Source organism: Streptomyces sp. CA-181903, assembly GCF_050937075.1.
Taxonomy (GTDB): domain Bacteria; phylum Actinomycetota; class Actinomycetes; order Streptomycetales; family Streptomycetaceae; genus Streptomyces.
Genome location: NZ_JBNJLY010000001.1, coordinates 3,486,488 through 3,500,627 on the forward strand (window position 1 = coordinate 3,486,488; position 14,140 = coordinate 3,500,627).

Genomic DNA, 14,140 nt, shown 5'->3' on the forward strand with positions numbered 1-14,140 from the left:
GGCCTCAGCCGTTCCTGACCTTCAGGGCGCCGCTGGACGTCGTCAGGGCCAGGTGGTGGGGGGCCGAGGGGGACTGGGGGACGGATATGTCTTTGGCGCCGCTGTCGGTGGTGGCGGTGACGCGGTAGGGGCCGGCGGGGGCGGTGAGGGTGAGGGAGCCGCTGGAGGTTTCGGCTTCGACGTCCTGGGGGGACGCGAGGGTGAGGTTGAGGGCTCCGCTGGTGGCCTTCGCCTTCACGGGGCCGGACTTGAGGTCGTGTCCCGTCACCGCGCCGCTGGTGGACTCGACGTCGAGCGGGCCCGCGACGTCGGTCAGCTCGATGGCGCCCGATGACGACTTCACATGCGTCGCGCCCACGCCGTTCAGGTCGAGGGAGCCGCTGGACGTCCCGCCGCTGACGGGGATTCCGGCGGGGACGGTGGCCTCGTAGTCGACCGAGCAGTCCTCGCCGCAGCCGCCGAGGACGAGGACGCCGTTCTCGACGCGGTGGGTGGGGCCGTCCGGGCGGTCGTCGCGGTAGTGGACGGTCCGGTGGAGCTCGGCGCCGGTGGTGCCGGGCTTGCCGTGGAGGGTGATGGCGCCCGAGTCGCCGTCGATGCGGATCGCGCTGATCTTCCGGGACACCGTGGCGTCGTCCTCGGACTTCTTCATCGGGCCAAGGTCGCACGCGCTGAGTGCGCCGACGGCGGCCACGGCCGTCAGAAGGGCGGCGGCGATCGGACGAAGGCGGGAGCGCATGGGTACGTCACCGTTCCTCACGGGTGGAAGGAGTCCTCGGGCTGTGCGTCGAGGTTAGATCCGGCCGGTGGTGCCTCGGTATGGGGAAACCCCCGGTTCTTCCCTGACTCCTTCGCCACCCCGGCGTCAGGGTCGGCCTTCCGGCCGGGCCCGCGCCGGGCGGTTGCGGGGCCGGCTCGCCGTTCCAGGCCGCCGTTCCAGGGGAGCGGTATTTCCGCAGGTCAGCAGGTATGACGACAGTTCGGCGTCCCCTCTTCTCCCCGGCTCGTTGCGGGTCCGGACGAGGCGCCGCGAAGCTTCTTCCCGTCGACGGCGGCGCCCTTCTCCGCGCCGTTCCCGACCGATCCGGTAAGACCAGTGAGACCACTACGGGGGACCACCCATGCGCAAGAACCTCATCCGCTCGGCCGCACTGGCCGCCACGGCGCTGGCCGGCGTGCTGTCGCTGAGCGCCTGCGACAAGGGCGATTCCGGGAACGGGGCTTCCGCTCCGGCCGCCTCCTCCGCGCCCTCCGCCTCGGACGGCACGTCACGCCCCGCGGACCAGGGCTCCGCGAACAAGGGCCAGGAGGCCGGCCCCGGCGGCGGCAAGGGCTCGGGTTCGCAGGGGACGTCGGCGGAGAAGGCGACCGGGAAGCCGGGCCACAGCGGCAAGGCGCCCGCCCCCGGCGGCAGGAACACCCCGGGCGAGAGCGGTGACAAGAAGGGCTACGGCCAGGTCTGCGGCACCAACGACCTGACCTGGGCCGCCACCTCGAAGACCCAGGCCGGCGGCTACATCGAGATATCCGTGCGGGCCAAGCCGGGCATCACCTGCTCGCTCCCCGGCGTGTACCCGGTCGTGGCGATCGGCTCCGACGGCACCGAGGCGCAGCCGGCCGAGCAGTCCGTCGGCAAGCAGATCAAGCTGAGCGGCGGCACCACCGCGTACGCCGGGCTGAACCCCAAGACCACCAACGACCACTCCGGCAAGGAACTGGACGACATCACCGTCATGGTGAGCCGGGACGACAGCGGCGACCCGGTCGGCCTCAAGGTCGGCAGCACCCGGTTCGACCGGCCGGAGGTCACCAACTGGCACGCCTCGCCGCAGGGGGCCGTCCCCGGCGTCGGCGCCAACGACCAGTAGCTCAAGCCCTTAAGGGATCCGGCCCAGAGCCCGGTCCACCAGTTCCCCCGCGCTCCCCGTGTACCGCGCCGGATCGCACAGTTCGGCGCACTCCTCCGCCGTGAGGACGCCGGACAGCCGGGGGTCGGCGGCCAGCACCTCGGCCAGGGGCCGGCCCGTACGGGCCGCCTCGCCGGTGAGTTCGGTCAGCAGCCGCTTCGCCTCCGCCTTCCCCAGCCGGGGGGCGAGGACGGCGGAGACCCGCTCCGACACCATCTGGCCGCCCGTCAACGCCAGGTTGGCGGCCATCCGCTCCGGGCGGATCTCCAGGCCCTCCGCGAGCTCTACGGCCGTGTGTGCCGCACCGCCCGTCAGCCGCAGGCACTCGCGCAACGGCAGCCACTCCGCATGCCAGGTGCCTCCCGAGCGCTCGTCCTCCGCGAGGAGCTGCTGCGTGAGGACGGTCGCGAGCGCGGGCACCTGGAGGGCGGCCGTGCGGATCATCGTGGCCAGCACCGGGTTCCGCTTGTGCGGCATCGCCGACGACGAACCGCGCCCGGCCACCGCCGGCTCGGCGACCTCGCCGACCTCCGTGCGGGTCAGGTTCTGCACATCCACGGCGAACTTGCCCAGCGCCCCCGCGGCCAGCCCGAGGACCGCCCCCAGGTCGGCCATCGGCGTGCGCAGCGCGTGCCACGGCAGCGCGGGCCGGCCCAGCCCGGTCTCCTCGGCGAACAGCGCGCCGAGCCGGCCCGCGTACGCGTCCGGGTCGGGCTCCCCCGCCAGGCGCGCGTATTCGAGGTAGCCCGCCAGCGTCCCCGCCGCGCCGCCCAGCGCGACGGGCAGCCCGCCGTCCAGCAACCGTTCGATCCGCCCGGCGGCGTCCAGTACGAGCTGCCGCCATCCGGCCGCGCGCAGCCCGAAGGTGGTGGGGACGGCCTGGAGGGCGAGGGTACGGGCGGCGGCCGGCGTGTCGCGGTGCGCGGCGGCCAGCCGGCCGAGCGCGCCGGCGGTCCGCAGCAGGTCCGCGTGGATCAGCCGCAGCACCCGCGCCGCGACCAGCAGGGCACCCGTGTCGAAGACGTCCTGGCTGGTGGATCCCCGGTGGACGTACTCGGCCGCCGCCGGGTCCCGTTCCGCGACCACCGCGGTGAACGCTGCCACCAGCCCCACCACCGGGTTGGCCGTCTCGCGCGCCGCGAGCGCCAGCGCGCGGACGTCCAAGCGCGCCGCGCCGGCCGCCTCGCTGATGACCAGGGCCGCTTCCGGCGGCACGGTCCCGAGCCGGGCCTGCGCCCGGGCCAGTGCCGCCTCCGCGTCGAGCATGGCCCGCACCCAGGCGGCGTCGCCGGTGGCCTCCTCCACAGGGGTGCCGGCCCGTACGGGAGAGAGCAGGCCGGTGTCGTGGAAGGCGTCCCGGTCGTGGGCGGTCATCGAGTCTCCTCGCGCGGGGTGGTGATGCGTGCCGAATCGGTGGTGGTGATACGTACCGGACAGTGGTGGTGGCACGTCCGGAATCAGCGGTTGTGAGACATGCCGAGTCACACGAAACCCCTGACGAGCCTCGGCAGTTCCGCGCCCCCACAGCCCAGCGGCGGAGGTCACCGGCCCCGTCGGAGCCGGGCCGGTGACCTCCGCCGCGCAACCCACCCGTCAGACGAGTACCCCGGCGAGCGCCGCCGACGCCTCCGGCGCCGCGTCCGCGGGTGTGAGCCCGAGCACGGAACGGGCGATGGCGTCCGCGTCGGCGAGCGTCACCGAGTCGACGCCGGGGCGGGTGCCGGCGGCCGTGACCCAGTGGACGGCCTCCGTCGGGACGCCGTAGGCGAAGCGGCGCGGGTGCGCGGTGCCGTCGGCGGCGACGACGCGGTACGGGCGTTCGGTGACGGCGAGTCCGCCCGTCTCGTACGCCGGCCCGTCCGCCGCCGGGATCCTGTACGGCGCGCACTGTCCGGTGTCGAGCAGGTGCCGGAGCAGCGGGTCCTCGGTGCGCCGCAGGTCGGGTTCGGGGAGCCGGGCCTCGATCAGCACCCGGGCCCGTACGGGCTCCCCCGGCACCCGCGGCGACGACGCGGTGAACGCGCCGGCCGCCGGGTCGAGGCGTACGTCGGTGCCGGGCCCGGTCACCTCCAGCACGCCGGCCTCGACGAGCGCGGCCATCTCCTCGATGCGGGAGGCGGGCGGGCCGATGGAGAGGAAGGCGTTGAGCGGCGTGTACCAGCGTTCCAGCTCGTCGCGGTGGGAGGCGCCGTCGAGCCCGGCGTGGTCGACGGCGAGCCGGATCTCGTTGCGGAGGTCGCGCAGCACGTCCAGGGCCGCCTTGAGCGGGCCGTCCACGTTGCCCTCGCGGGCCGCGCGCGCGTCGGCGCGCAGCCGGTCGAGCAGCCAGCGGCGGAACGCGCCGCGGTCGGCGAAGTCCCGGCCCTTGTGCGGGGCGGCGAGCCGCTCCCAGTCCCAGCGGTGGTGCGGGGCGATGCCGAGGGCGTCGAGGAGTTCCTCGCGCTCCCCGGCCGCTTGGGCCGCGGCTCCGATCCCGACCCCGGCCGCCTGGGCCGCGGGGTCGGATCCCACCGCCTGGGCCCCGACCCCGTCCGCCCGGGCCTCAGACCCGCGCCCGCCGGCCCCGCCCGCCCCGGCGGCCAGGTACCGCTCCGTGAACTCCGCGCGTTCCGCGTCCCGGCCGAGGGCGGTCAGCAGGGTGCCGTAGTAGACGCTCTCCACCTCGGCGGCGATCAACGGCCAGAGGTCGGCGGTGAAACGGACCGGCTCACCGCTCCGCGCGCGGGCGCGCAGCGCGTCGATGCGCTCCGGCGTGAGCAACCGGGGCAGGTACCTCCCGGAGGCGCCCTTCTGGTTGTCGCCACGCGCGTGGTACGGCACGCCGCGCCGCGAGAACGCGTACAGCCGCGGCTCGCGCCCGGAGGGCCGGTAGACCACAGCCCCGCCCTCCTCGCGGACGTAGGCACCGCCCCGCCCGGTCGTGAACAGGGCCATGTAGTCGAAGAAGTTGAGCCCCAGGCCGCGCAGCAGGACGGGTTCGCCGGGCTCGACGCCGTCCAGGTCGGCGTCGGCCGGGTTGACCGGCGGCAGGTAGGTGAGCCCGTGCAGCCGGGCCAAGTGGGCGGCGCGCGCCTCGGGGACGGTGGGCCGGGCGGGGACGTGCCCCTGCGCGAGGACGACGGCGTCGAGCCCGTCGAGCCGTGTGCCGTCGGCGAGCAGCAGGCTCTGCGGCCCGCCCGCCGCACCGAGCGCGTCCGCCAGCGCGACGGCGCGCGAGCGGTGCGTCCGCACGGTGAGGTGCGCGGGGGCGCCCGAGAGCACGCGCCGGTAGCAGTCGTGCAGATAGCGGCCGTAGAACGCGCGGGTGGGGTACGCGTCGGGGCCGAGCGCCCGCGCCTCGCGCAGCACCCAGTCGTCCTCGCCTGAGCACTCGCCCAGGGAGGCCACGTCCTCGGCCCACTCGTGGAGGGTGGGCCCCGGCTCCACGGGCCCGTCGATCCGCGAACTCCCGTCCGTGAACAGGGTGATCTGCGAGGCGACGGTGTTCATCAGCAGGTGCCGCGACTGGTCCGGGCGCCAGACGGCGCCCGCTCCCGGCAGCGCCGGGTCGACGAGGTGGACGGTGACCGCGCCGTGCGAGGGGCGGCCCGCTCGTTGGCACAGAGCCGTTCCAGGACGGAAAGGCCGCGTGGTCCCGCGCCCACCACGCATGTCTCGAAGGTGTCGGTCTGCGCACGGGGCGCACGGGCTGCCACGGAACGCGCTCCATTCGGTACGCCCGCGCGGGCCGGTCGGGCCCGCGGGGCAGGGGAGGGTGGGGGTGGGGCCGGGGGATCCCCGGCCCCGGATCAGACGGCCGACGTGTCCCCCGCGGCAGTGGCGGACGCGGCGGACTCACCGCCCTCACCGGAGGGCACGGCACCGGCTTCCGCACCGGCCTCGGCCGCCGTCCCGCCCCGCAGCCACACCAGCGCGACGACGGCGGAGAGCAGGCCGATCCCGGCGGTGAGCCACATGGTGGTCTGCAGGGCGTCGAGGAACGCGTCCGCCGCCCGGTCGAGGATGGTCCGGGCCGAACGGACGGCGGGCAGCAGCTCCTTGAGCTCCGCCTGCGACGCGGCGTCCCGGGCGCCCTGGAGCTCCCTCGCCCGCTCGGTCACCTCGTGCAGGGCGCCCGCCGTGCTGCCGAGGGAGTCCCCGGCCTGGTCGCGGACGGAGGCGGGCAGCGGGTCGGTGGTGTCGCCGAGCCTGTGGCGGTACACCGCGCCGAGGACGGCGCCGAGCACGGCGATGCCCAGGGCGCTGCCGACGTGCCGCGCGGTGTTGGCGAGGGCGCTGCCGGCGCCCGCCTTCTCCTCGGGGACCATGGCGACGGTCGCCGCCATCGCCGCGGAGAACGCCAGGCCGAAGCCGAGGCCGCCGAGGAACTGGGCGGCGCCGAAGCGCCAGATGGGCGTGGACGCGCCGAGCAGGCCGATCAGCCCCAGCCCGGCGGACATCAGGACCGCGCCCACCGCGATGGCGGAGGCCGCGCCGAACCGTTTCACCAGTCCGTCGCTCACCCCGGCGCTGATCATCGAACCGACGGCGAGCGGCAGCATCAGCAGTCCGGAGTCCAACGGGCTGTAGCCGCGCAGAATCTGGAGATAGAAGACGACGACGAAGCTGGCGCCCATCGCGGTGAAGAAGATGATCGCGAGGGCCCCGGAGCCCGCCGCGAACCGCGGCCTGCGCAGCAGCCCGAAGTCGACGGCCGGGTTGGCGGCCCGCCGCTCCACCTTCGCCAGGACGGCGTAGAGGACGACGCTCGCGACGAGCGGCACCCAGACGATCGCATCCGCGAGGGTGGAGCGTTCGCCGCCCTCGATGATGCCGAACACCAGGGCGCCGGTGGCCGCGGTGGAGAGCAGGACGCCGGGGAGGTCGATCCGGGCGGTGCTGTTGCCGCCGCGGTTCTCCGGCACGCAGAAGACGATCAGGCCGATCGCCACCAGCACGAACGGCACGTTCACCAGCAGGGCGGAGCCCCACCAGAAGTGCTCCAGCAGGGCGCCGCCGATGATCGGTCCGGCGGCGATGCCGACGCCGGCCGCGGCGGACCAGAGGCCGATGGCCTTGGCCCGCTCGTGCCGCGGCACGGCGGTGGTGATCACGGCCATGGTGCAGCCCGGCACGACGGCGGCGCCGACGCCCATCGCGGCGCGCCAGCCGATGAGTTGGCCCGCGCTCCCGGACCACGCGCCGGCGGCGGAGACCAGGGCGAAGAACACCAGCCCGGCGACCAGCACCTTGCGCCGGCCGTAGCGGTCGCCGAGCAGTCCGGCGGTGAGCAGCAGGGCCGCGAAGGTGAGGGTGTAGGCGTCCATCGACCACTGGAGCGAGGCGTTGGAGGCGTCCAGGTCCTTCTGGATGGAGGCCAGCGCCACGGTCAGGACGGTGTTGTCCATGACGGCGATGAACATGCAGAGCGACATCGCGCCGACGATCAGCCACCTGCGAGGATGGCCGGCCTCCGGCACCCCTGCCGCAGTACCGCCGCTCTCGGTCTGGGTTGTCATGTTTCCTCTCAGCGGGTCGGCCGGACGGACGGCACGGCGCGCGGAGGCGTCCCGGAGGAGTCCCGCGCGCCGCGCCCTCGCGGCCGGTTGACGTGACCGCTACGTCCAGGTGCCGTAACCGATGCCGTCGGCGTCCTCGAGCAGCTGCTCGCGGAGCATGACGCGGCGCACCTTCCACGTGGCGGTTCGGGGGAACTCCTCCCATCGGATGTGGATGGGCTCGGCCATCTCCGGCAGGTCCGCGGTGGCCGCGCACCACTGCGCCTCGGTCACCGGCTGGTCGAACTGGGAGCTGTAGACGGGCTGCGGCTTCCCGCCCGCGACGGCGAGGACGATGACCTCGGTGGTCCGCGGCAGCCGGTCCAGCAGCACGTCCTCGATCTCCAGGGCGCTGGCGCCGGGGATCCGGTCGACCTCGCGGTCGATGAGCCGGACGGCGCCGAGGCGGTTGATCACCGCCATGTCGCCGAGGTTCCACCAGTGGCCCTCGCGCTTGAGGTCGTGCCGCTCCTTCTCGCCGACGTAGGTGAGGCAGCGGCCCGGCGCGGAGAACTGGATCAGACCGACCTCGCCGCGGCGCACCGGCACGCCCGTGTCCGGGTCGACGGCGCGGAGCCTGCCGAAGCCGGGAACGGGCCAGCCGAGGACCTGGGTGGGCGGCGGCCGGTGGCCGCGTCGCTTGACCGAGCCGCGCGTGTACGGGCGGATGGCCACCGCGCCGGCCTCGGTCTGGCTCCAGGACTGCACCCAGACCGGCAGCTTCCGCTCGGTCGCGGCGAGGAAGGTGCGGACGGTGCGGGTGTGGATGGCGTCGAAGGAGTTGACGAAGACGCGGACGTTCGCGAACGGCTTCGCCGGGTCCTGCGCCAGCTCCTCCCAGGCGAGGAAGGCGTTGGGCAGCGTCTCGACGAACGTCGGCTTGTGCTCGACGAGCAGGTCGCGGACGACCGGCGCGAGCGGGTCCGACATCATGACGAGCTTGGGCGCGACGGTCGCCAGCGGCAGCAGCCCGGTGATGATGCGCTGGTGCGAGTACGGCTCGCAGAACGCGACGGTGTCGTCGTCCCGCAGCCGGAAGAACGGCCACCGCTCGGCCTCGACCAGGCCCAGCGAGTACAGCGACTCGGCCGAGTGCAGCACCAGCTTGGGGACGCCGGTGGTGCCCGAGGTGTGGGTGATGACCATCGGTTCTTCCCAGGCCCGGAGCCGGGGTTCGACGACCGGGCCGCCGCGCAGCCCGTCGAAGGAGACGACGTCGGGCCGGTCCTCCGGGGCGTCGTCGACGCAGGCCGTCTTCTCGGTGAGCCCGGCGACGGCCTCCTTGTCGAGGCCCATCCGCTCCAGCGCCTGCCGGTCCGTGATCAGGAACGGCTTCTCCAGCCGGCCGAGCATCACCGCGAGGGTGCGCGCGTCGTGGTGGTCGGTGATCAGCGCGGGCACGGCGCCGATCCGCGCGGCGGCGGAGGCGAGCAGGGCCACGTCGAGGTGGTTCCGCTTCACGACGGCGACCCGGTCCCACTCCCGCACGCCCAGGGCGTGCAGCCGCGACGCGAGGTCGTCGACGAGCGCGGCCCACTGCAGGTAGCTGCGCTCCAGCGGGCCGTCGCGGTCCACGTCGGGGGCGCGGTCGACGATGACCGGGTTGCGGGGGTGACGCTGGGCGGCGAGGTGCCAGACCTCGCCGATGCGGCCGGTGATGGGGACTCGGGAGAGGGGGGTGAGGCGTTTGCGGTAGCGGGTGGGGGTGTAGTCGGTGAGGAAGGTGGGGCGGGGGCGGGTGGCTTGTGTGGTTTCCGTGGTCATGGGTGCACCTGTGTTCGTGGGTGGGCGTGGTCGTGGGGGGTGGGGGTGCCCCGGCCCTCCCCCAGAGGGGGCACCCCCATTCACCGTTTCTTGCGGGAGGGCCCGCGCCCCCGGCATCGCGGCTTCGCCGCGAGGTCCTCAAACGCCGGACGGGCTGGACAGTCAGCCCGTTGGGGGTGCCCCCTCTGGGGGAGTTTGAGGACAACCGCGCGGAGCGCGGTTTCGGGGTCTGGGGCAGCGCCCCAGGAATCGGAGAAGGGGCGGGACTGGGGAACAACCCCGGCTCAGCCGGCCCGCACCCCCGTCTCCTCCGCGATGTACCGGGCCATCCCCTCCAGGGACCCGATCACCGCCTCGTCCACATCGTCGTCCCAGATCAGATCGAACTCGTCCTCGACCGCGACCAGGAACTCCATCAGCCGCACCGACGTCAGCCCGAGGTTCCGCAGCGATTCCGGGCCCGTCTCGGTGACCGGGCGGCCGCCCAGTTCGACGGCGGCGACCCGCTCCAGCAGGGCGACGAGCCGGCTCAACACCTCGTCCGTCATACCAACGCTCCGACCGCCCGCGGCACGAACGTCTCCGGGAAGCCGCCGCCCTCGACGGACGCCACGAACCGGGCGATCGCGTCCTGGAAGTCGTCCGGCCGCTCGAAGTACGGCAGGTGCCCGCACTCCTCGATGATCTCGACGGCGGCGCTCTTCAGCAGCCCCGCGACGTTCCGCAGCGTGGACTCCGTCGTCGAGAAGTCGTCGTCGCCGCTGAGCAGCAGCGTCGGCGCGGGGATCCGCTCCAGCAACTCGGCCTTGTCGTCCGCCTCCAGCGCCTCGCGCAGGTTGGCGGCGAGCTGGGCGGTGGAGTTCATGGCGAGGAAGCGCTCGCGCAGGGCGAGGTAGGCGCCGGAGCCGCCCTCGGCGATGGCCTTCTCGCCGAAGACCAGCGGGTAGATGAGGTCGAACAGGGCCCGCGGCCCGCCCGTCTCCAGCGCGTTCAGCCAGGACTTGGCGATGCGGCGGCGGCGCGACGAGCCCTTCGGGCTGAGCGGCGGGCCGACGAGCACCAGGCCGGCCACCCGGTCGGGGTGGGCGACGGCGAAGTCACGGCAGATCAGGGTGGAGATGGAGGTGCCGACCAGGTACGTCTTCTCGATCCCCAGCCCGTCCAGCAGCGACCGCAGGTCGTCGGCGTGCCGGGCGAAGTCCGCCGGCTTGCTCTCCGACGCGCCCTGGTTGCGCAGGTCGTAGGTGAGCAGCCGGTGGCCGTCCACCAGGGAACCGGTGAAGTTCCGCCAGGCCGTGCTGACCACGTAGATGGTGGAGACGAAGGTGACCACCGGGCCGCTCTCGCCGCGCATCTCGTAGTACAGCTTGCAGCCGTCCTCCGTCTCGTGGAGGTCCTGCTTGCCGTCGTAGGCGAGGTCCCAGGACTCGATGCCTTCGCGCTTCACGCGTTCTTTCCCTTCCGTGCGCGGTGGTGCTCCAGGTACCAGCCGATGAACTCGGCGAGCCGCTCGCGCGGCAGGGCGTGGCCGAGGACGTCGTCGCCGAGCAGCTTCTGCACGTTGGCGACGTCGAAGTCCTTGGTGCCGTTGACGTACGAGCGGTAGAACTCGACGCGCTCGTCGACCCGTTCGTCGATGAGCGTGAACTCGTCGGTGCTGTCGACATACTGCGGGTGCTTGATCGCGAGCTGGTCGCAGAGCTCCGCGAGGGTGTCGCCGACGGTCGGCTGCTCGGTGTTGGCCAGGTGATAGACGTCGGTGGGGCCGTCCGCCAGGGCCACGCCGACGGCCGCCGAGACGACGAGGTCGACGGGGATGAAGTTGACCAGCGCGTCCTCGGTGGCGCGGAGCCGCAGCGGGCGGAAGACGAGCATGTCGCCGAGGGTGGCGCGGACCTCCGAGCGGGCCTTCTGGAGGCCCTTCACAAAGCCGTAGAGGCCGGTGAAGCTGGTCGCCGCGAAGGTGCGGCTGTGGCCGATGACGATGCTGGGGCGGAAGATGCGGGTGCGCTCGAACCCGGCCGCGTAGACCGCCCGTTCGGCCTGGATCTTGCTGTGCTCGTAGGCGTTGTTGCTGACCACGCCCTCGCCGACGCGCTCGGCGGGGATGAAGCCGGTGCGGTCGCCCGCCACGTACGCCGTGGAGACGTAGTTGAACGTGGGCGACTTCAGCGCCCGGGCCAGCTCCAGGACGTGCTGGGTACCACCGAGGTTGTCGCGGAGGATCTCCTCCCGGCGGTGCTCCTCGTAGGCGAGCGAGGCGGCGACGTGCCAGACCTGCTCGACCTCGGGCAGCGCGGCCGCGTCGACGCCGCACGCCTCGGCGGTGAGGTCGCCGGCCACGGCGTGGCAGCGGGTGGCGATGGCCTCGTCGAGGTCCGTGATGCCGTACGAGGCGGCGGCCGTGGCCAGCGCGGTGCGCAGCCGGTCGTCGGCGGAGAGGTCCTCGCGCGGGCGGACGACGCAGTGGATCTCGGCGTCGGTGCGGGCGAGGAGTTCGAGGACGAGGGCGCCGCCGACGAATCCGGTGGCGCCGGTGACCAGGTGGTGGGGGACGTGCGTCATGCCGGGCTCCCGGGGGTGGGCAGGGCCGCGGCGAGCGCGGGCCAGTCGTTCAGGTCGTCGCCGTGGGCGTTGATCAGGGCGAGCGCGACGCGCTCCAGGCCGAAGGCGGCGCAGGCGCTGTGCGCGGTGCCGCCGCCGGGCAGCCGGACGGCGAACCGGGCGCCCAGGTGGTCCTTGTGGCAGTTGGCGGAGGCGATGGCCGTGCCGGGGTCCTCGGGGGACACCTTGGCCACGAACTCGTACTTCAGGTCCTGTTCCAGTTGGCTGGCGCGCATCAGGCGCCCGCCGGGCCCGAAGAACGGGTCGGTGGCCGACTTCACCTCGACGGCCACACCGAGCTCGGCGAAGAGCTTCTCGCCGCGCTCGATCCAGGCGTCCCGCCAGGCGGTCACCGGCTCCTCGGCACCGACGGTGACGAACTCGCGCATCCGGAACGTACGGAACCGGCCGAGCTCGCTGGTGGCCTCGTGGCGGTAGCAGTAGCCGGCCACGTCGAAGTGGGCCTGCTCCTCGACCGTGCCGTCCGCGAGCCCCGGGTAGACCGGGTAGCAGGCGGCGGGCGCGAGCACCACGCCGTCGGCGTCCTCTTCCATGGCGTTCACCGAGCCCAGCAGGTGCGGGAACGATTCCGCGTACTCGGCGCGGTCGATCAGGGGCCGGGAGAGCACCGGCGGGTGCCAGACCGGCCCCTCGGTGCCGCCCAGGGCGGTCAGCCGGGCCTGGAGGCCGGTGATCACCGCCTCGAACTTCGGGGTGAAGCGGTGGGTCCCCACCACGCCGGCGGGCAGCGCCCAGCCCCCGGCCGTCAGGTCGTCGGCGGCGCGGGCCGCCCGGGTGTCGATGCTCGTCATTCCTGTATCAGGTCCCCCGTGAGAAGCAGCAGTTCCGAATTGGCCAGCTCAAGGCGGCCGTTGGCGATCATCAGGCGGGCCGAGTAGAGGTCCCGCAGGTGGCGGGCGACGGAGTACGGACCGGACTCGCTGTAACCGGCCATCCCGCAGATCTCCAGCGCCTGCTCCACCACCCGCACCGCGTCCACCGACACGCCGGTCTTCAGCGCGTTGGCCCGGACCGTCATGGCGGTGGTGTCCGCGTCCTGGGCGGCCTCCCACACGGCGTAGTCGTCGGCGAACCGCGCCACCGTGTCCTGGAGCACCCGCAGGTCGGCGTAGGCCCGGCCGAGGCGCGGGTCGTCCTGCGTGCGCCCGGCCTTCAGCTGGGCGCGCATCCGGATCTTCGAGTAGGCCACCGCGCGGCGCACCGCGTCCGCGGCGACGCCCGTCCACACACCCGACCACAGCAGGTGCGAGAGCGGCACCATGCAGCGGGTGGCGGTCTCCCCGAACGGCTCGGGCAGCACCATGCCGGCGGGCACGGTCGCGCTCATCGTGAACGGCGGGCTGCACGTGCCGCGCATGCCCAGCGGGTTCCAGTCGCCGGTCCGCTCCAGCTCCGCGTGCTCGGCCATGACGAGCACCGCGACCTGGTCGGTGGGCGCCGCGTCGGGGCCCGAGCGGGCGGTGACGAGGAAGCCGTCGGCGTGCTCGCCGTACGAGACGGTGGTGGCCTTCTTGGTCAGCCGGACCGTGCCGTCGCCCGCCGGCTCCACGGCGGCGACGCTGCGCCGCATGTCGCCGCCGACGCCCACCTCGGAGGTGATGGAGGCGATCAGCAGCTGCCGTCCGGCGATGTCCGCCAGGGCCGCCGCGATCTCGGGCGAGGCCACGGCGCCGCGGGCCAGGCAGGCCACCTGGAGCTGGTGCATCGCCCAGATCATGGCGGTGGCGGCGCAGCCGCCGGCCAGTCGGGCGCCGATCCGGGTCAGGGTGCGCGGGTCGAGGCCGTGGCCGCCGTACTCCTTGGGGACGGCGGCGGACAGCAGGCCGTGCTCCCGGAGGGCGGCGACGCCGGCGGCCGGGAAGGCCGCGTCGCGGTCGGTGGCGGCGGCGTGCTCGGCCGCCGCCTTCGCCACCGCGACGGCCGCGTCCAGGGCCTGACGCCCCGTCAGCACGACGCGTTCGGGAGCGGGTGCGGTCATCGGCCGGCCCCCACGGCCTGGTCGCGGTCGCCCGTCAACTCGGTGAGGACGCCGGTGAGATGGGCGATCGAGGCGAACAGGGCGCGGCCGATGCGCTCCTCGGGGATCTCGACCGAGAGCCGCTCCTCCAGGGCGAGCATCACCCGCACGGACGCCAGCGAGGTGAGCCCGGCGGCGTAGAGGTCGCCGTCGGCGAGCAGTTCGTGCGCGGCGTCGCCGAGGTCGGAGTGCCGGGCGAGCGCCTCACGGACGGCCTGCTCGCAGGGTATTGCGCTTTCGGGCACGGGAAGTACTCCTAGCCTTACAGAGAGTGCTGATGCGCGAGTGCG

The 14,140-nt window shown here is 73.8% G+C and carries 12 protein-coding genes; 1 reads left to right on the forward strand and 11 read right to left on the reverse strand.

Annotated elements, in window-relative coordinates:
• Positions 1-4 precede the first annotated feature (4 nt).
• On the reverse strand, positions 5-652 hold the full coding sequence (locus ACQEVS_RS15570) for a DUF4097 family beta strand repeat-containing protein (protein ID WP_433020783.1): 648 nt from the start codon (positions 650-652) through the stop codon (positions 5-7).
• A 469-nt stretch (positions 653-1,121) separates the two neighbouring features.
• Between ACQEVS_RS15570 and ACQEVS_RS15575 the strand changes: the two genes are divergently transcribed.
• Complete coding sequence (locus tag ACQEVS_RS15575; RefSeq protein ID WP_433020785.1) at positions 1,122-1,868, forward strand: DUF4232 domain-containing protein; 747 nt, start codon at positions 1,122-1,124, stop codon at positions 1,866-1,868.
• Between the two features lie 9 nt (positions 1,869-1,877).
• On the opposite strand, the gene ACQEVS_RS15580 is transcribed toward ACQEVS_RS15575, so the two are convergent.
• The 10 genes from ACQEVS_RS15580 to ACQEVS_RS15625 all read right to left on the reverse strand — a co-directional run bounded on the left by ACQEVS_RS15580 (position 1,878) and on the right by ACQEVS_RS15625 (position 14,095).
• Positions 1,878-3,281 (reverse strand): class-II fumarase/aspartase family protein, encoded by a 1,404-nt coding sequence (locus ACQEVS_RS15580; RefSeq protein WP_433020788.1) that lies wholly within the window; start codon positions 3,279-3,281, stop codon positions 1,878-1,880.
• Between the two features lie 219 nt (positions 3,282-3,500).
• On the reverse strand, positions 3,501-5,558 hold the full coding sequence (locus ACQEVS_RS15585; RefSeq protein ID WP_433020791.1) for an FAD/NAD(P)-binding protein: 2,058 nt from the start codon (positions 5,556-5,558) through the stop codon (positions 3,501-3,503).
• Between the two features lie 137 nt (positions 5,559-5,695).
• A complete protein-coding gene (locus ACQEVS_RS15590) occupies positions 5,696-7,405 on the reverse strand; it encodes an MFS transporter (RefSeq protein WP_433020794.1) in 1,710 nt (569 codons plus the stop codon).
• Between the two features lie 99 nt (positions 7,406-7,504).
• Positions 7,505-9,208, reverse strand: coding sequence for a class I adenylate-forming enzyme family protein (locus ACQEVS_RS15595; RefSeq protein WP_433020797.1), 1,704 nt, complete (start codon positions 9,206-9,208; stop codon positions 7,505-7,507).
• 284 nt (positions 9,209-9,492) lie between these two features.
• Entirely contained in the window at positions 9,493-9,756 is a 264-nt protein-coding gene (locus ACQEVS_RS15600) for a phosphopantetheine-binding protein (protein WP_433020800.1), read from the reverse strand.
• The gene (locus ACQEVS_RS15605; protein ID WP_433020803.1) at positions 9,753-10,655 is read right to left on the reverse strand and encodes an alpha/beta fold hydrolase; all 903 of its coding nucleotides are present in this window, start codon (positions 10,653-10,655) and stop codon (positions 9,753-9,755) included. Before ACQEVS_RS15605 ends, ACQEVS_RS15600 begins: the two co-directional genes overlap by 4 nt.
• Positions 10,652-11,773: an SDR family oxidoreductase gene (locus ACQEVS_RS15610; protein WP_433020806.1), complete on the reverse strand. Its 1,122-nt coding sequence runs from the start codon at positions 11,771-11,773 to the stop codon at positions 10,652-10,654. The genes ACQEVS_RS15605 and ACQEVS_RS15610 overlap by 4 nt, the downstream gene beginning before the upstream one ends.
• Complete coding sequence (locus tag ACQEVS_RS15615) at positions 11,770-12,624, reverse strand: hypothetical protein (protein WP_433020809.1); 855 nt, start codon at positions 12,622-12,624, stop codon at positions 11,770-11,772. The genes ACQEVS_RS15610 and ACQEVS_RS15615 overlap by 4 nt, the downstream gene beginning before the upstream one ends.
• Positions 12,621-13,811 carry an acyl-CoA dehydrogenase family protein gene (locus ACQEVS_RS15620; protein ID WP_433020812.1) on the reverse strand — a complete coding sequence of 397 codons (1,191 nt, stop codon included), beginning with the start codon at positions 13,809-13,811 and terminating at the stop codon, positions 12,621-12,623. Before ACQEVS_RS15620 ends, ACQEVS_RS15615 begins: the two co-directional genes overlap by 4 nt.
• A complete protein-coding gene (locus ACQEVS_RS15625; RefSeq protein WP_433020815.1) occupies positions 13,808-14,095 on the reverse strand; it encodes an acyl carrier protein in 288 nt (95 codons plus the stop codon). Before ACQEVS_RS15625 ends, ACQEVS_RS15620 begins: the two co-directional genes overlap by 4 nt.
• Between the last annotated feature and the right edge of the window lie 45 nt (positions 14,096-14,140).